Origin of the sequence: Citrobacter sp. BIDMC107, from assembly GCF_001037575.1 — a bacterium.
GTDB classification, from domain to species: Bacteria; Pseudomonadota; Gammaproteobacteria; order Enterobacterales; family Enterobacteriaceae; genus Citrobacter; species Citrobacter freundii.
In genome coordinates this window covers 1,662,423-1,678,438 of record NZ_KQ089848.1, presented here as the reverse complement: position 1 = coordinate 1,678,438, position 16,016 = coordinate 1,662,423, and the positions used below count along the sequence as shown (strand labels likewise).

The 16,016-nt window shown below is 52.9% G+C and carries 16 protein-coding genes; 9 read left to right on the top strand and 7 right to left on the bottom strand.

All coding sequences use genetic code 11. The features are described from left to right. Positions 1 to 31: 31 nt before the first annotated feature. Together caiA and caiT are read right to left on the bottom strand one after the other, a co-directional pair. The gene (caiA, locus tag SK39_RS07800) at positions 32 to 1,174 is read right to left on the bottom strand and encodes a crotonobetainyl-CoA dehydrogenase (RefSeq protein ID WP_003018898.1); all 1,143 of its coding nucleotides are present in this window, start codon (positions 1,172 to 1,174) and stop codon (positions 32 to 34) included. 34 nt (positions 1,175 to 1,208) lie between these two features. Further along, a complete protein-coding gene (caiT, locus tag SK39_RS07795) occupies positions 1,209 to 2,726 on the bottom strand; it encodes an L-carnitine/gamma-butyrobetaine antiporter (protein ID WP_003018896.1) in 1,518 nt (505 codons plus the stop codon). Between the two features lie 480 nt (positions 2,727 to 3,206). Between caiT and SK39_RS07790 the strand changes: the two genes are divergently transcribed. The 9 genes from SK39_RS07790 (at position 3,207) to folA (ending at position 11,535) form a co-directional block, all read left to right on the top strand. After that, positions 3,207 to 3,977: an electron transfer flavoprotein FixA gene (locus SK39_RS07790; protein ID WP_003018893.1), complete on the top strand. Its 771-nt coding sequence runs from the start codon at positions 3,207 to 3,209 to the stop codon at positions 3,975 to 3,977. 15 nt (positions 3,978 to 3,992) lie between these two features. After that, positions 3,993 to 4,934 (top strand): electron transfer flavoprotein subunit alpha/FixB family protein, encoded by a 942-nt coding sequence (locus tag SK39_RS07785; protein ID WP_044712960.1) that lies wholly within the window; start codon positions 3,993 to 3,995, stop codon positions 4,932 to 4,934. 48 nt (positions 4,935 to 4,982) lie between these two features. Next, positions 4,983 to 6,269, top strand: coding sequence for an FAD-dependent oxidoreductase (locus tag SK39_RS07780; protein ID WP_003018887.1), 1,287 nt, complete (start codon positions 4,983 to 4,985; stop codon positions 6,267 to 6,269). Continuing rightward, the gene (gene fixX, locus SK39_RS07775) at positions 6,266 to 6,553 is read left to right on the top strand and encodes a ferredoxin-like protein FixX (RefSeq protein ID WP_003837369.1); all 288 of its coding nucleotides are present in this window, start codon (positions 6,266 to 6,268) and stop codon (positions 6,551 to 6,553) included. The genes SK39_RS07780 and fixX overlap by 4 nt, the downstream gene beginning before the upstream one ends. A 146-nt stretch (positions 6,554 to 6,699) precedes the next feature. Further along, positions 6,700 to 8,043 carry an MFS transporter gene (locus SK39_RS07770; protein WP_003845694.1) on the top strand — a complete coding sequence of 448 codons (1,344 nt, stop codon included), beginning with the start codon at positions 6,700 to 6,702 and terminating at the stop codon, positions 8,041 to 8,043. 91 nt (positions 8,044 to 8,134) lie between these two features. Next, positions 8,135 to 8,368, top strand: a complete 234-nt coding sequence (locus SK39_RS07765) for a YgdI/YgdR family lipoprotein (RefSeq protein ID WP_003837373.1) — start codon at positions 8,135 to 8,137, stop codon at positions 8,366 to 8,368. A 103-nt stretch (positions 8,369 to 8,471) separates the two neighbouring features. Beyond that, positions 8,472 to 9,002, top strand: coding sequence for a glutathione-regulated potassium-efflux system oxidoreductase KefF (gene kefF / locus SK39_RS07760; RefSeq protein WP_003018878.1), 531 nt, complete (start codon positions 8,472 to 8,474; stop codon positions 9,000 to 9,002). Next, on the top strand, positions 8,995 to 10,857 hold the full coding sequence (gene kefC / locus SK39_RS07755; protein WP_003018875.1) for a glutathione-regulated potassium-efflux system protein KefC: 1,863 nt from the start codon (positions 8,995 to 8,997) through the stop codon (positions 10,855 to 10,857). The genes kefF and kefC overlap by 8 nt, the downstream gene beginning before the upstream one ends. A 198-nt stretch (positions 10,858 to 11,055) precedes the next feature. Continuing rightward, positions 11,056 to 11,535: a type 3 dihydrofolate reductase gene (gene folA / locus SK39_RS07750; RefSeq protein WP_003018873.1), complete on the top strand. Its 480-nt coding sequence runs from the start codon at positions 11,056 to 11,058 to the stop codon at positions 11,533 to 11,535. A 96-nt stretch (positions 11,536 to 11,631) separates the two neighbouring features. Here the strand turns inward: folA and apaH are convergent, their stop codons facing one another. The 5 genes from apaH to surA are packed head-to-tail and all read right to left on the bottom strand — an operon-like array spanning position 11,632 to position 15,963. Then, positions 11,632 to 12,480, bottom strand: coding sequence for a bis(5'-nucleosyl)-tetraphosphatase (symmetrical) ApaH (apaH, locus tag SK39_RS07745; protein WP_003845697.1), 849 nt, complete (start codon positions 12,478 to 12,480; stop codon positions 11,632 to 11,634). 10 nt (positions 12,481 to 12,490) lie between these two features. Beyond that, a complete protein-coding gene (apaG, locus tag SK39_RS07740) occupies positions 12,491 to 12,868 on the bottom strand; it encodes a Co2+/Mg2+ efflux protein ApaG (protein WP_003018867.1) in 378 nt (125 codons plus the stop codon). A gap of 2 nt (positions 12,869 to 12,870) precedes the next feature. Beyond that, the gene (gene rsmA / locus SK39_RS07735) at positions 12,871 to 13,692 is read right to left on the bottom strand and encodes a 16S rRNA (adenine(1518)-N(6)/adenine(1519)-N(6))-dimethyltransferase RsmA (RefSeq protein WP_003018865.1); all 822 of its coding nucleotides are present in this window, start codon (positions 13,690 to 13,692) and stop codon (positions 12,871 to 12,873) included. Beyond that, complete coding sequence (gene pdxA / locus SK39_RS07730) at positions 13,685 to 14,677, bottom strand: 4-hydroxythreonine-4-phosphate dehydrogenase PdxA (protein ID WP_048216844.1); 993 nt, start codon at positions 14,675 to 14,677, stop codon at positions 13,685 to 13,687. The genes rsmA and pdxA overlap by 8 nt, the downstream gene beginning before the upstream one ends. Then, complete coding sequence (gene surA, locus SK39_RS07725; protein ID WP_003018860.1) at positions 14,677 to 15,963, bottom strand: peptidylprolyl isomerase SurA; 1,287 nt, start codon at positions 15,961 to 15,963, stop codon at positions 14,677 to 14,679. Before surA ends, pdxA begins: the two co-directional genes overlap by 1 nt. Positions 15,964 to 16,016 lie beyond the last annotated feature (53 nt).

Genomic DNA, 16,016 nt, shown 5'->3' with positions numbered 1-16,016 from the left:
AACGCCTTATCCGGCCTACGAAACGAACGAATCAACGGTATTGCTTCAATACCGCACGACCCAACGTCAGGATCTGCATTTCGTCAGAACCTCCAGAAACACGGTCAACGCGCAGGTCACGCCAGAAGCGCGTGATGCGATGGTTACCCGCGATACCCACGCCACCCAGCACCTGCATGGCGGTGTCTACCACTTCAAATGCCGCGTTGGCGCAGAAGTATTTGCACATGGCCGCGTCGCCCGAGGTAATAGTGCCGTTATCCGCTTTCCATGCGGCTTCCAGCAGCATGTTTTTCATGGAGTTCAGTTTGATCGCCATGTGCGCGAACTTCTCCTGAATCAGCTGGAAACGGCCGATCGTTTCGCCAAACTGTACGCGTTGGTTGGCATAACGCGCTGCGTCTTCAAAAGCGCACATTGCCGTACCGTAGTTGGTCAGTGCGACGAGGAAGCGTTCATGGTCAAACTCTTCTTTCACACGATTGAAGCCATTACCTTCCCGACCGAACATGTCTTTCTCGTCCAGTTCAACGTCATCAAAGGTGATTTCACAGCAGCTATCCATGCGCAGACCGAGTTTCTCCAGTTTGTTGACCTTGATACCCGCCTTGCTCATGTCAACAAACCACTCGGTATAAACAGGTTTATCCGGCGATGCACCATCTCTCGCCATCACTACGATGTACGGGGTATAGGCGCTACTGGTGATAAAGCACTTACTGCCATTAAGATAAACCTTACCATTTTTGCGTGTATAAGTGGTTTTCAGACTGCCAACATCCGATCCCGCTCCCGGTTCGGTAATTGCAGAGTTCCACATCTGCTTACCTGTTCCCTGGAACGCCATGATTTTATCGATTTGTTCCTGAGTCCCTTCACGCAGGAAGGTGTTAAAACCCCCCGGTAACTGGTACAGCACATAGGTTGGTGCGCCAAGACGTCCGAGTTCCATCCAGACGGCGGCAACGGTGACAAAACCGGCTTCCAGCCCGCCGTGTTCTTCCGGGATCAACAGGCTATCGATGCCCATATCTGCCAGTGCTTTTACAAAACGCTCAGGGTAGACGCTGTCGCGATCGCACTCGGCAAAATAAGCTTCCCAGTTCTCACTGGCCATCAGTTCACGAATACCGGCGACAAACAGTTCCTGCTCGTCATTTAAGTTGAAATCCATCTTTCAGCCTCTTGATCAATTGGGTTAATAAGAATTACTTGTCTTTCCAGTGCACTTTGGCGTCTTTAATAAAGGACAGCGTCACCATGATGTTGACGAAGAACAGCGGACATCCTCCGGCGATAATTGCGGTCTGAATGGGCTTCAGCCCACCCAGCGCCAGCAGAACGATGCCGATGACGCCGACCAGAACGGACCAACCGATACGCACCAACAGCGGCGGTTCTTCACCATCACGAACTTCGCGACAGGTGGACATCGCCAGGGTGTAGGAGCAGGCGTTAATTAGCGTGACGGTGGCAATAAAGCAGAGGATAAAGAAGCCCCACATGGTGGCGGTGCTGAATGGCAAGGCGGCCCAGGTTTCGATAATGGCGCGCGCCACGCCGTGTTGTTCAATCAGCTGCGGGATGTTGAGAATGTTTTTATCCATCAGCAGCAGCGTGTTGCTGCCAAGGACTGTCCACAGGATCCAGGTGGAAGCGGTCAGGCCCAGCACCATCCCAAAGCACAGTTCACGTACGGTACGACCACGAGAAATACGCGCCAGGAAGATACTCATCTGGATGGCGTAAATGACCCACCACGCCCAGTAGAAAACAGTCCAGCCCTGCGGGAATCCGCCTTTACCGATGGCATCGGTATAGAACAGCATGCGCGGCAGATACATCAGCAGCATGCCGACCGAGTCGGTGAAGTAGTTCATGATGAAGCTGGCGCCGCTGACGATAAACACCCAGCCCAGCATCAGGAAGCTCAGGTAGCTACGCACGTCGCTGGCGATTCTGACTCCTTTTTGCAGGCCACAGGCTACGCAAATGGCGTTCAGAATGATCCAGCAGGTAATGATGATGGCGTCGAGTTGCAGCGTATGCGGAATACCGAACAGCCATTGCATACACTCGGTTACCAGCGGCGTCGCCAGACCGAGGCTGGTACCCATCGCGAAGATCAGTGCCACCAGGTAGAAGTTATCAACGATGGTGCCGAACAGCCCTTTCGCATGCTTTTCGCCCACTAACGGTACCAGCGTGGAGCTGGGACGGATGACGTCCATCTTGCGCACAAAGAAGAAATAGGCGAAGGCCACAGAAAGGAAGCTGTAGGTTGCCCACGGCAACGGCCCCCAGTGAAACAGGCTGTACGCCAGACCGATCTCTTTCGCACCCGTGGAATTGGGCTCCAAAGCGAACGGCGGGGTAGAGATATAGTAGTAGATCTCGATGGAACCCCAGAACAGCACCGCGGCAGATGTACAGGAGGCGAACATCATAAAGATCCAGCTGGCGGTACTAAACTCGGGTTTTTCGTCGCCTAATTTCTTTTTGGCATACGGGCCAAAGACTAACCAGAACCATCCGAAGAGCATGACGACCATATACCATTCGAATGCCCAACCCCAGACGTTGGTGACATAACTGAATACCGCATTAATAACGACGTTAGCGGCATCAAGATCTCTTACTGTTAGCCAACAAAGTATCCCAACAATTATTAATGGCGGAAAAAAAACCTTCGGTTCAATTCCCGACTTTCTCTTTTCATTTTTCATAATTGAATTCCAGTGTGAAAACGAAATTTATTTAGCGTGCCCGTATGTGATCGTTTGTTTATTTATTATTAATGATTTGTTGATGACTTTTTAACCTCTGGGGCGCCTCAGTGAGTAACTCATAATGGGTATTCATTTCCGGCTATTCCGTTATCTGTGTCACACTTTTTTATGCTGGTTATTTTGTCTGAAAATCTAGATGATTTCCTTGTTAATCATGATGTTGACATTGGTTTTTTAACTTTTTTAAGTGACTGGCGTTCAATATTGTTGAACCAGCAGACAATATTGAAAATTTTCATATTTGACGTGATTCTTTCAATATTGGTGAGGCATGTAACACTATTGAAAGTTACGAATTTCAATGTGTGACATTTTCAATATTGGTGATTAAGGTTTTATTTCCGAATTAAAGAGCGTGATATCTGTATTTAACACCGCCGATATAAATACGTTTCCTTCATGATTTCTGGAGATGCAATGAAGATAATTACTTGCTACAAATGCGTACCTGATGAGCAGGATATTGCGATTAATAATGCTGATGGAACACTCGATTTCAGCAAAGCAGATGGCAAAATCAGCCAATATGATCTGAATGCGATCGAAGCGGCTTGCCAGTTAAAACAGCAGGTGGGAGAGGCTCAGGTTGTGGCCATGAGCGTCGGAGGCAAAGCGCTGACCAATGCAAAAGGGCGCAAAGATGTGCTTTCCCGTGGCCCTGATGAACTGATTGTTGTCATTGACGATCAATTTGAACAGGCGCTGCCGCAACAAACTGCCACTGCGCTGGCTGCCGCCGTGCAAAAATCCGGTTTTGATCTGCTTATTTGCGGCGACGGTTCTTCCGATCTTTATGCTCAGCAGGTTGGTCTGCTGGTGGGCGAAATGCTGGACGTGCCGGCGATAAACGGCGTGAGCAAAATCCTCTCTCTTACCGACAGCACTCTGACGGTAGAGCGTGAACTGGAAGATGAAGTTGAAACCCTGAGTATCCCGCTTCCGGCGGTTATCGCGGTTTCTACTGACATCAACACCCCTCAAATCCCTTCCATGAAAGCCATTCTTGGTGCGGCGAAAAAACCGGTTCAGGTTTGGTCACCTGCAGACATTGGGCTGAACAGCGTGCAGGCGTATTCCGCACAGCAGGTTGCTGCGCCGAAACAGCGCGAGCGTCAGCGCGTTGTCATTGAAGGTGACGGTGAAGAACAGATTGCCGCGTTTGTCGAGAATCTTCGCAAAATCATTTAATTATCAGGGGATGTTATGAACAAATTTTCCAGTATCTGGGTATTCAGCGATACCCCTTCTCGTCTGCCGGAACTGATGAAAGGTGCGCAGGCTTTAGGCGAAAAAGTTAACACGTTTGTGCTCAGCGATGCGGACAGTGCAACGGCATGTCATTTAGGCGCGGATCATGTCTGGCTGCTCAGCGGCAAACCAGAAGACCGTATGGTTGAAGACTACGCCGATGCGATGGCCGAAATCATTCGTCAGCACAGCGAGGGCGGCGCGGTGCTGCTGCCGAATACACGTCGGGGCAAGCTGTTAGCGGCAAAGCTGGGCTTTCGCTTGTCGGCTGCAGTCTCAAATGACGCCAGCGCAGTCGCGGTGCAGGATGGAAAAGCGGCGGTCAAACATATGGTCTACGGCGGCCTGGCGATGGGAGCAGAAACAATCGCTTCACCGTTTGCCGTGATCACTCTCAGTAGCGGAACGTTTGACGTGCAGCAACCGGATACCGCTCGCAGCGGTGAGGTGCACACCGTCCAGTGGCAGGCTCCGGCCATTGTCGTGACCCGTACGGCAACTCAGGCGCGTCAGAGCAACAGCGTCGATCTCGACAAAGCCCGTCTGGTGGTCAGCGTGGGACGCGGTATTGGTAGCAAAGAAAATATCTCGCTGGCAGAAGCGCTGTGCCAAACGATTGGCGCTGAGTTGGCCTGTTCCCGTCCGGTGGCGGAAAACGAGAAGTGGATGGAGCATGAACGCTACGTCGGCATCTCCAACCTGATGCTTAAGCCTGAACTGTATCTGGCCGTGGGGATCTCCGGGCAGATCCAACATATGGTCGGCGCCAACGGCGCACAGACGATTTTCGCCATCAACAAAGACAAAAATGCGCCGATTTTCCAGTATGCAGATTATGGCATTGTTGGCGATGCGCTGAAGATCCTGCCTGCGCTGACGGCTGCCTTAGCGCGTTAAACCATTCGGGCAGGATGCGAAGGTATCCTGCCGCTGACAGGAGTACGTATGTCCGAAGATATCTTTGATGCCATCATAGTGGGTGCAGGTCTGGCTGGTTCGGTTGCGGCGCTGGTGCTGGCTCGGGAAGGTGCACAGGTGCTGGTTATCGAGCGCGGCAATTCTGCTGGCGCGAAGAATGTCACCGGTGGGCGCATGTATGCGCATAGCCTGGAGCGCATCATTCCCGGTTTTGCTGAGCAGGCCCCCATTGAACGCATAATCACCCACGAAAAGCTCGCCTTTATGACCGACAAAGGGGCGATGACCATCGACTATTGCAATGGTGAAGAGGCCGCATCGTCGCAGGTTTCTTATTCCGTCTTACGTAGCAAATTTGACGCCTGGCTGATGGAGCAGGCCGAGGAGGCGGGCGCCCAGCTCATCACCGGTATTCGTGTGGATAACGTTGTGCAGCGCGAGGGTAAAGTCGTGGGCGTGGAAGCCGACGGCGATATTCTGGAAGCCAAAGTGGTGATCCTCGCCGACGGGGTGAATTCTCTGCTGGCTGAAAAGCTGGGTATGGCAAAGCGCGTCGAGGCATCGCATGTTGCCGTCGGCGTAAAGGAGCTGATCGAACTGCCAAAATCGGTAATTGAAGATCGTTTCCAGTTACAGGGGAACGAAGGTGCAGCTTGCCTGTTTGCCGGTTCGCCAACTGATGGATTGATGGGTGGTGGCTTTCTCTATACGAATGAAACGACCCTTTCTCTGGGGCTGGTCTGCGGCCTTCATCACCTGAAAGACGCGAAAAAATCGGTCCCGCAAATGCTGGAAGATTTCAAACAGCATCCGGCGGTTGCCCCACTGATCGCCGGTGGCAAGCTGGTGGAATATGCCGCGCACGTCGTACCTGAAGCCGGTATGAATATGCAGCCTGAACTGGTGGGGGACGGTGTGCTGATTGCCGGTGACGCTGCCGGAATGTGTATGAACCTCGGCTTTACCATTCGCGGTATGGATCTCGCCATTTCCGCAGGCGAAGCGGCGGCGAAAACGGTGCTTTCAGCGATGAAGCGCGACGACTTTAGCAAGCAGTCGCTGGGTGAATACCGTCAGCATCTGGACGATGGCCCGATGCGCGATATGCGTATGTACCAGAAGCTTCCTGCTTTTCTTGATAACCCGCGCATGTTTACCGCCTATCCCGAAATGGCGGTCAGTATCGCACGCGACCTGTTCACCGTAGATGGTTCCGCCCCAGTGCCAATGCGTAAAAAAATCCTGCGCCATGCGAAGAAAGTGGGCTTCATCAACCTGATGAAAGATGGCCTGAAAGGAGTGACCGTATTATGACATCTCCCGTCAATGTGGACGTCAAACTGGGCGTCAATAAGTTCAATGTCGATGAAGACAGCCCACATATCATTCTCAAAACCGATCCTGATAAACAGGCGCTGGCAGTGCTGATTAAGGCCTGTCCAGCGGGGCTGTATAAAAAGCAGGACGACGGCAGCGTACGGTTTGATTATGCCGGATGTCTGGAGTGCGGAACGTGCCGCATTCTCGGACTCGATACAGCGCTGGAAAAGTGGGAATACCCGCGTGGGACATTTGGCGTGGAGTTTCGCTACGGTTAATAAGTATGAGGTTGTGCACCCGTAGGCCGGATAAGACGCGCTAGCGTCTTATCCGGCAATCATGTGACGCCAGTGCCGGATGGGGGCGTAAACGCCTTATCCGGCCTATAGATGACGCTTTGCCCGTGTTGAAACAGGAAGTCGCTATGCAGCAGCCCAGGAACTTTGATGACATCAAATTTACCTCTATTCACCGCCGGATAATGCTGTGGGGAAGCGGTGGGCCATTTCTGGATGGTTATGTGCTGGTGATGATTGGCGTGGCGCTGGAACAGCTCACGCCAGCATTGAAACTGGACGCACAGTGGATTGGTCTGCTGGGCGCCGGCACTCTCGCTGGTCTGTTTGTGGGGACGTCGCTGTTTGGCTACATTTCCGATAAGGTCGGGCGGCGCAAAATGTTCATCATCGATATTATCGCCATTGGCGTGATATCGGCAGCAACCATGTTTGTTTCCTCGCCCGTTGAGCTGTTGGTGATGCGCGTGCTGATCGGCATTGTGATTGGTGCCGATTATCCGATTGCTACCTCGATGATTACCGAGTTCTCCAATACCCGCCAGCGCGCTTTCTCCATCGGTTTTATCGCCGCGATGTGGTATGTCGGCGCCACCTGTGCCGATCTGGTCGGTTACTGGCTGTATGATGTTGAGGGAGGATGGCGCTGGATGCTGGGCAGCGCGGTGATCCCCTGTATTTTGATCCTGATTGGGCGCTTCGATCTTCCTGAATCGCCGCGCTGGCTGCTGCGTAAAGGTCGGGTGAAAGAGTGTGAAGCGATGATGATCAAACTGTTCGGCGAACCGGTGGTGTTCGACGAAGAGGCGCCGCAGGAGACGCGTTTCCTACAGCTGTTTAACCGCCGTCATTTCCCGTTTGTCCTGTTTGTTGCCGCAATCTGGACCTGTCAGGTGATCCCGATGTTCGCCATTTATACCTTTGGTCCGCAGATTGTTGGACTGTTGGGGCTTGGTGCCGGGAAAAGCGCCGCGTTGGGCAATGTGGTAATCAGCCTGTGCTTTATGCTGGGATGCATTCCGCCCATGTTCTGGCTCAATAGCGCGGGTCGCCGACCGCTGTTGATTGGCAGTTTTATTATGATGACGCTGGCGCTGGCCGTGCTGGGGTTAATTCCTGATATGGGGGCGTGGCTGGTGGTGCTGGCGTTTGCCGTGTACGCGTTTTTCTCGGGGGGACCGGGAAACCTGCAGTGGCTATACCCAAACGAACTGTTCCCTACCGACATTCGCGCGTCTGCCGTCGGGGTGATTATGTCCTTAAGCCGCATCGGTACTATTGTTTCAACCTGGGCGCTGCCGGTATTCATCACCAAATACGGTATCAGCAATGTCATGCTGATGGGCGCAGGAATTTCGCTGATTGGCCTGCTTGTGTCCATCGCTTTCGCCCCAGAAACGCGAGGTCTGACGCTGGCGCAAACCAGTCAAATGACGATTCGCAGTAAGCCCGTGACCAGGGCGGGCTATTAGGAGTGTTCTGTATTTTCCCTGCAACTCAGTCAGTTAGCCTACAGTTAACTGGGTATATCACTGAAAACAACTGAAAAGCAGGGAGAACACCATGCAAAAACATATCCTGATCACCTCAATTTTTACCGCAGCAGCACTGTTTACCGTGGTCGGTTGTTCCTCAAACCAGGCGGTTAAAACCACCGATGGCAAAACAATCGTCACTGACGGCAAACCGCAGGTTGATGATGATACTGGTCTGGTGTCGTACAAAAATGCTCAGACGGGTAAGACGGAACAGATTAACCGCGATCAGGTTAAGGATATGAGCGAACTGGACAACTAGTTCAGTTTTCTCCATTCAGCCACTCAATAATATTGACTGTTAGCCTGTGGATTAAGTGACTAAACTCACTGTTATTACAATAATGCAGTGACACAGGCTAATCATGATTCTCATCATTTATGCGCATCCCTATCCGCAGCATTCGCATGCGAATAAGCGGATGCTTGAACAGGCAAGGACGCTGGAGGGCGTGGAGATACGCTCGCTCTACCAGCTCTACCCCGACTTCAATATCGATATTGCCGCTGAACAGGATGCGCTGGCGCGCGCTGATTTGATCATCTGGCAGCATCCGATGCAGTGGTACAGCACACCTCCATTACTCAAGCTGTGGATGGATAAAGTCCTTTCGCACGGCTGGGCGTATGGCCATGGCGGTACTGCGCTGCACGGTAAACAACTGCTGTGGGCGGTGACGACCGGCGGCGGTGAAAACCACTTCGATATTGGCTCCCATCCCGGATTTGATGTGCTTTCTCAGCCTTTACAGGCAACAGCGCTCTATTGCGGCCTCAAATGGCTGCCGCCGTTTGCGATGCACTGTACGTTTATCTGTGATGATGAAACGCTGCAAGCGCAGGCGCGTCACTACAAACAGCGTCTGATGGAATGGCAGGAGGCACACCATGGATAGCCATACGCTGATACAGGCGCTGATTTATCTCGGATCGGCGGCGCTGATTGTACCCATCGCCGTACGGCTGGGATTAGGGTCGGTACTGGGGTATCTCATCGCCGGATGCATTATCGGACCCTGGGGTCTGAGGCTGGTGACGGACGCCGAATCCATCCTGCATTTTGCGGAGATCGGTGTGGTACTGATGCTGTTTGTCATCGGTCTGGAGCTGGATCCGCAACGTTTGTGGAAATTGCGGGCATCGGTGTTCGGCGGCGGTGCGCTACAGATGGTGGTTTGCGGCGGCTTAATTGGTTTGTTCTGTATGTTCCTTGGCCTGCGCTGGCAGGTAGCGGAACTGATCGGCATGACGCTGGCGCTTTCCTCAACGGCTATCGCTATGCAGGCAATGAATGAACGCAACCTGATGGTTTCGCAAATGGGCCGCAGCGCGTTTGCCGTGCTGCTGTTCCAGGATATCGCCGCTATTCCATTGGTGGCGATGATCCCGTTACTGGCGGCGAGCGGCGCATCGACTACGCTTGGGGCGTTTGCATTGTCAGCCCTGAAGGTAGCGGGCGCACTGGTATTAGTGGTGGTATTGGGGCGTTATGTCACACGTCCGGCCTTGCGTTTTGTTGCGCGTTCGGGCCTGCGGGAAGTATTCAGTGCCGTTGCGCTGTTCCTCGTGTTTGGCTTCGGTCTGCTCCTGGAAGAGGTTGGCCTGTCGATGGCGATGGGGGCCTTTCTGGCCGGGGTGCTGCTGGCAAGCTCTGAGTATCGCCACGCGCTGGAAAGCGACATTGAGCCATTTAAAGGATTGCTGCTGGGACTGTTTTTCATTGGCGTGGGGATGTCTATCGACTTTGGTACGCTGATTGATAATCCCTTGCGCATTATCATTTTGCTGGTCGGTTTCCTGGTTATCAAAACCGTCATGCTGTGGTTGATAGCGAAACCGTTGCAGGTGCCGAACAAGCAGCGTCGCTGGTTTGCCGTATTGTTAGGGCAGGGCAGTGAGTTTGCCTTTGTGGTGTTTGGTGCGGCGCAAATGGCAAATGTGCTCGATCCTGACTGGGCGAAATCGCTGACACTGGCGGTGGCGTTGTCGATGGCGGCTACGCCGATTTTGCTGGTGATTTTGACGCGTCTGGAAAAATCGGCGACTTCGGAAGAGCGGGAAGCCGATGAAATCGATGAGGAGCAACCGCGGGTGATCATCGCTGGATTTGGGCGATTTGGCCAGATAACCGGTCGTCTGTTGTTGTCGAGTGGGGTCAAAATGGTGGTTCTTGATCATGACCCGGACCATATCGAAACGCTGCGTAAATTCGGGATGAAGGTTTTCTATGGCGATGCGACCCGGATGGATCTGCTGGAGTCTGCCGGGGCGGCAAAAGCTGAAGTCATTATTAATGCCATTGACGATCCGCAAACCAGCCTGCAGTTAACCGAAATGGTGAAAGAGCATTTCCCGCATCTGCAAATTATTGCTCGTGCGCGCGATGTGGATCATTACATCCGCCTGCGCCAGGCGGGCGTGGATATGCCGGAACGCGAAACCTTTGAAGGTGCACTGAAGACCGGACGTCTGGCGTTGGAGGGGCTCGGGCTTGGGCGCTATGAGGCACGTGAGCGGGCCGACGTATTCCGCCGATTCAATACCATGATGGTAGAGGAGATGGTGAAAGGGGAAAATGACGCGACTTCCCGCGCGGCCGTTTATAAACGCACCAGCGCAATGCTGAGTGAAATTATTGCGGAAGATCGTCAGCACTTATCGTTAATTCAACGCCATGGCTGGCAAGGCACGGATGAAGGTAAGCATACGGGCGACGTCGCCGATGAGCCGGAAGTGAAACCGTCAGCATAGGGTAAAAAATGTGATGTTCTGCAAACTTTACTGCTAATTGGCTGTTTTTGAACTACTGTAATGCTGGCGTACCACCTTAAATAGGTCGGTTCGCCAGCAGAACGGAAAATTTTCCTGTTCATCCTCTTTCCGCCAGTCGACGAAAGATTGCGCTTTCCGTATAGTGGCGACAATTTTTTTGTATCCGGGAAATATTCAATGATCAGTCTGATTGCGGCGTTAGCGGTAGATCGCGTCATCGGTATGGAGAACGCCATGCCGTGGAACCTCCCTGCCGATCTCGCCTGGTTTAAACGTAATACCTTAAACAAGCCGGTTGTCATGGGACGCCACACCTGGGAATCCATCGGGCGACCGTTACCTGGGCGTAAAAATATCGTCATCAGCAGCAAGCCTGGCACTGACGATCGTGTGCAGTGGGTGAAGTCTGTTGATGAAGCCATTGCGGCCTGCGGTGATGAACCAGAGATTATGGTGATTGGCGGTGGGCGCGTGTATGAGCAGTTCCTGCCAAAAGCGCAGAAGCTGTATCTGACGCACATTGATGCTGAAGTCGAAGGGGATACGCATTTCCCGGACTACGAACCGGATGACTGGGAGTCGGTGTTCAGTGAATTCCACGATGCCGACGCGCAAAACTCTCACAGCTACTGCTTCGAGATTCTGGAGCGTCGTTAATCCTGTAAGTGCCGGATGGCAGCGAAAAGTCTTATCCGGCCTACTCTTGTGCCAGATGTAGGCCTGATAAGCGTAGCGCCATCAGGCATAAATCTCTCAGGCGTTGACTGCTTCGCCAGGATCCAGATTCAGATGGCGATTTGATGGCTGCACAAAGTACTGTTTGTCTTCCCAGCGCAGACAGGTGAGATCGCCTCCCCAGCAACACCCCGTGTCCAGCGCGTAAATACCTTCTGGTGTGCCTTTGCCTTCCAGCGATGCCCAGTGCCCGAATGCAATGCTGTACGCTTCACTGACAGGTCCAGGAATGGCAAACCACGGCTTCAGCGGGGCAGGTGCGTCTTCTGGTGACTCTTTGCTATACATATCCAGTTGACCGTTGGGGAAGCAGTAACGCATGCGGGTAAAGGCGTTGGTAATAAAACGCAGGCGTGCCAGCCCGGTCAGTTCCGGGGTCCAGTTATTGGGCATGTCGCCGTACATCGCATCAAGGAAGAAGGGATATGAGTCGCTCGACAACACGGCTTCAACATCGCGAGCACAGTCTTTTGCCGTCTGCAGGTCCCACTGTGGGGTGATACCGGCATGCGCCATCACCAGCTTCTTCTCTTCGTCTACCTGCAACAGCGGTTGACGGCGGAGCCAGTTAAGTAATTCGTCGGCATCCGGTGCTTCGAGCAGCGATGTGACCCTGTCTTTAGGTTTATTACGACTGATACCAGCAAATACGGCCAGCAGGTGTAAATCGTGATTACCCAATACTAACCGCACGCTGTCGCCCAGTGATTTCACGTAGCGCAAAACGTCCAGCGAGCCCGGCCCACGAGCGACCAGATCGCCGGTGAGCCATAGGGTGTCTTTTTTGGAATTAAATTCTACCTGATGCAGCAAGGCTACCAGTTCATCGTAACAACCGTGAACGTCGCCAATAAGGTATGTCGCCATAGTTATTGTTTTAATGAATGAGTGTTGGAACGGCGAGTCGGAATACGGGAATGTCGATGGTAAAGGCGATGCCTTGTTCATCGATCATTTCGTAGTGACCCTGCATGGTGCCCAGCGGTGTTTCAATCACCGCACCGCTGGTATACTGGTACTCTTCGCCGGGTTCGATATGGGGCTGGACGCCAACCACGCCTTCACCCTGGACTTCTGTTTCGCGGCCATGACCATTAGTGATTAACCAATAACGCCCCAACAGCTGCACAGGCGCTCGCCCCAAATTGCGGATAGTTACGGTGTAAGCAAAAACGTAACGTTCATCATCAGGTGAGGATTGCGCCTCAATGTAGACGCTTTGTACCTGAATGCACACTCGGGGCGAATTGATCATGTTTAACTCTCCTTCGATGGCGCGTTTTCTGACAGATAGTTAGCCATCCGGCAGTATTGCGCGACAGAGATATTTTCCGCTCGCATCGCCGGATCAACGCCCAGCTCTGTCAGTACTTCAACGCTAAATAGGTTGCCGAGACTGTTACGTACCGTTTTACGGCGCTGATTAAACGCTTCGGTGGTAATACGGCTCAGCACACGAACATCTTTAACCGGGTACGGCATCGTCGCGTGAGGGACCAGACGCACAACAGCTGAATCAACTTTAGGCGCTGGCGTAAATGCAGATGGCGGCACTTCAAGTACCGGGATCACATTGCAGTAATACTGCGCCATGACGCTTAATCGACCATACGCTTTACTGTTTGGCCCTGCAACCAGACGATTGACCACCTCTTTTTGCAACATGAAATGCATGTCGGCAATGGCATCAGTATAGGAAAAAAGATGGAACATGAGCGGCGTGGAGATGTTGTACGGCAGGTTGCCGAATACACGTAGCGGCTGTCCCATCGTTTGTGCCAGTTCGCCGAAGTTCATGGTCATGGCATCTTGCTGATAAATCGTCAGCTTAGGCCCTAAAAACGGGTGTGTCTGTAAGCGTGCTGCCAGATCGCGGTCCAGTTCAATGACCGTGAGCTTGTCCAGACGTTCGCCTACTGGTTCGGTCAATGCCGCCAGGCCTGGGCCGATTTCGACCATAGCCTGACCTTTCTGCGGGTTGATAGCAGAGACAATACTTTCGATCACAAACTGATCGTTGAGGAAGTTCTGCCCGAAACGTTTACGGGCTAAATGGCCCTGATGGACTCGATTATTCATTAGTATTAACAATCATTTTGATGGCGAGATTAAGCGCCGTAATAAAACTGCCGACATCTGCTTGTCCACGGCCCGCGAGTTCAAGTGCGGTGCCGTGATCGACGGATGTGCGAATAAAGGGCAGGCCCAGCGTGATATTCACACCGCGACCAAATCCCTGGTATTTTAGCACGGGGAGACCCTGATCGTGGTACATTGCCAGCACGGCATCCGCGTGGTCGAGATATTTGGGCTGAAAAAGCGTATCTGCGGGCAGCGGGCCGTTTAATTTCATCCCCTGCGCACGCAGTTCATCGAGTACCGGAATGAGGGTGTCTATCTCTTCCGTTCCCATATGACCGCCTTCACCAGCATGCGGGTTAAGACCGCACACCAGAATATGTGGATCGGCAATGCCGAACTTAGTGCGTAAATCATGATGCAAAATGCCGATCACTTCCTGAAGCAGGGCGGGCGTAATGGCGTCGGCAACGGCTCTGAGCGGCAAATGCGTGGTTGCCAGGGCAACGCGCAGCTCTTCGGTCGCCAGCATCATAACAACTTTCTTTGCCTGTGAGCGCTCTTCAAAAAACTCGGTATGCCCGGTAAACGGAACGCCTGCGTCATTGATTACGCCCTTGTGAACCGGACCGGTGATCAACGCCGCAAACTCACCTTGCAGACAACCATCGCAGGCGCGAGCCAGCGTATCCACTACATATTGCCCGTTTACTACCGCCAACTGACCCACGACAGCAGGTGCCCGCAGCGCAACCGGTAACAGCGTCAATGTGCCTGCTGATTGCGGTCTGGCTGGGGTATCTGGAGAGTAGGGGAGGAGTGAAAGCGGTAAACCGAGCATCGCTGCCCGGTCACTGAGAAGTCCTGCATCCGCACAGACAACGAGTTCTACAGGCCAATCGCGCTGGGCGAGCTGAACCACCAGGTCCGGGCCAATCCCGGCGGGTTCGCCGGGAGTGATAACAACACGTTGAGTACGAGCCATTAGTTGCTCAGAACTTTAACGTAAGCGCTGGCGCGCTGTTCCTGCATCCAGGTTGCTGCTTCTTCCGAGAATTTACGGTTCATCAGCATACGGTAAGCTCTGTCTTTCTGCGCCGCGTCAGTTTTATCAACGTTACGCGTGTCCAGCAGTTCGATCAGATGCCAACCGAAAGAGGAGTGCACCGGGGCGCTCATCTGGCCTTTATGAAGTTTGGTCAGCGCATCGCGGAAAGCTGGGTCGAAAATATCCGCTGCAGCCCAACCCAGATCGCCGCCCTGGTTGGCAGAGCCTGGATCCTGAGAAAACTCTTTAGCGGCTGCCGCGAAGGTAGTTTTACCGCTCTTAATATCTGCCGCGATTTGTTCCAGCTTCAGACGCGCCTGCTGATCGGTCATGATCGGCGACGGCTTAAGTAGAATATGGCGGGCGTGAACTTCAGTCACGGAGATGCTCTGGCTTTGGCCACGCATATCATTGACTTTCAGGATGTGGAAGCCGACGCCTGAACGAATTGGGCCGATGATATCGCCTTTTTTCGCAGTGCTTAACGCCTGGGCGAAGATACCCGGCAGCTCCTGAATACGTCCCCAACCCATCTGGCCGCCTTTCAGCGCCTGCTGGTCAGCGGAATAAGTAATAGCCAGTTTGCCGAAATCGCTACCGTTACGCGCTTCATCAACAACAGAGCGTGCCTGGCTTTCAGCCGCGTTAACCTGGTCGGAAGTTGGGTTTTCCGGTAATGGGATCAGAATGTGGCTCAGGTTAAGTTCGGTGCTGGCATCGTTTTGGTTGCCTACCTGTTGCGCCAGGGCATCCACTTCCTGAGGCAGGATAGTGACGCGACGGCGAACTTCGTTGTTACGAACTTCAGAGATGGTCATCTCTTTGCGGATCTGGCTACGATAGGTCGAATAACTTAAACCATCCTGTGCCAAACGACTGCGCATCTGATCCAGCGTCATGTTGTTCTGCTTGGCGATGTTGGCAATAGCCTGATCCAACTGCTCGTCAGAGATTTTAACACCCATCTTCTGACCCATTTGCAGGAGGATTTGATCCATGATCAAACGTTCCAGGATCTGATGACGCAGCGTGGCGTCGTCCGGTAACTGCTGACCAGCCTGACCCGCATTAAGTTTTACTGACTGCATTAAGCCATCGACGTCGCTTTCGAGAACGACGCCGTTATTGACGACGGCTGCGACTTTATCGACTACCTGTGGGGCAGCGAAACTGGTATTCGCGATCATGGCGATACCGAGAAGCAGCGTTTTCCAGTTCTTCATACTTTTTCCATTTCAATTAACCGCGATGCGGATTACGTTGTAAATCAATCAGA

Coding starts and splice junctions, on each gene's coding strand:
- SK39_RS07765 (WP_003837373.1), top strand. CDS start 8,135: ATGCAAAAACATATCCTGATCACCTCAATTTTTACCGCAGCAGCACTG.
- SK39_RS07770 (WP_003845694.1), top strand. CDS start 6,700: ATGCAGCAGCCCAGGAACTTTGATGACATCAAATTTACCTCTATTCAC.
- kefF (WP_003018878.1), top strand. CDS start 8,472: ATGATTCTCATCATTTATGCGCATCCCTATCCGCAGCATTCGCATGCG.
- apaH (WP_003845697.1), bottom strand. CDS start 12,480: ATGGCGACATACCTTATTGGCGACGTTCACGGTTGTTACGATGAACTG.
- kefC (WP_003018875.1), top strand. CDS start 8,995: ATGGATAGCCATACGCTGATACAGGCGCTGATTTATCTCGGATCGGCG.
- apaG (WP_003018867.1), bottom strand. CDS start 12,868: ATGATCAATTCGCCCCGAGTGTGCATTCAGGTACAAAGCGTCTACATT.
- caiA (WP_003018898.1), bottom strand. CDS start 1,174: ATGGATTTCAACTTAAATGACGAGCAGGAACTGTTTGTCGCCGGTATT.
- pdxA (WP_048216844.1), bottom strand. CDS start 14,677: ATGGCTCGTACTCAACGTGTTGTTATCACTCCCGGCGAACCCGCCGGG.
- SK39_RS07780 (WP_003018887.1), top strand. CDS start 4,983: ATGTCCGAAGATATCTTTGATGCCATCATAGTGGGTGCAGGTCTGGCT.
- rsmA (WP_003018865.1), bottom strand. CDS start 13,692: ATGAATAATCGAGTCCATCAGGGCCATTTAGCCCGTAAACGTTTCGGG.
- folA (WP_003018873.1), top strand. CDS start 11,056: ATGATCAGTCTGATTGCGGCGTTAGCGGTAGATCGCGTCATCGGTATG.
- fixX (WP_003837369.1), top strand. CDS start 6,266: ATGACATCTCCCGTCAATGTGGACGTCAAACTGGGCGTCAATAAGTTC.
- surA (WP_003018860.1), bottom strand. CDS start 15,963: ATGAAGAACTGGAAAACGCTGCTTCTCGGTATCGCCATGATCGCGAAT.
- SK39_RS07785 (WP_044712960.1), top strand. CDS start 3,993: ATGAACAAATTTTCCAGTATCTGGGTATTCAGCGATACCCCTTCTCGT.
- SK39_RS07790 (WP_003018893.1), top strand. CDS start 3,207: ATGAAGATAATTACTTGCTACAAATGCGTACCTGATGAGCAGGATATT.
- caiT (WP_003018896.1), bottom strand. CDS start 2,726: ATGAAAAATGAAAAGAGAAAGTCGGGAATTGAACCGAAGGTTTTTTTT.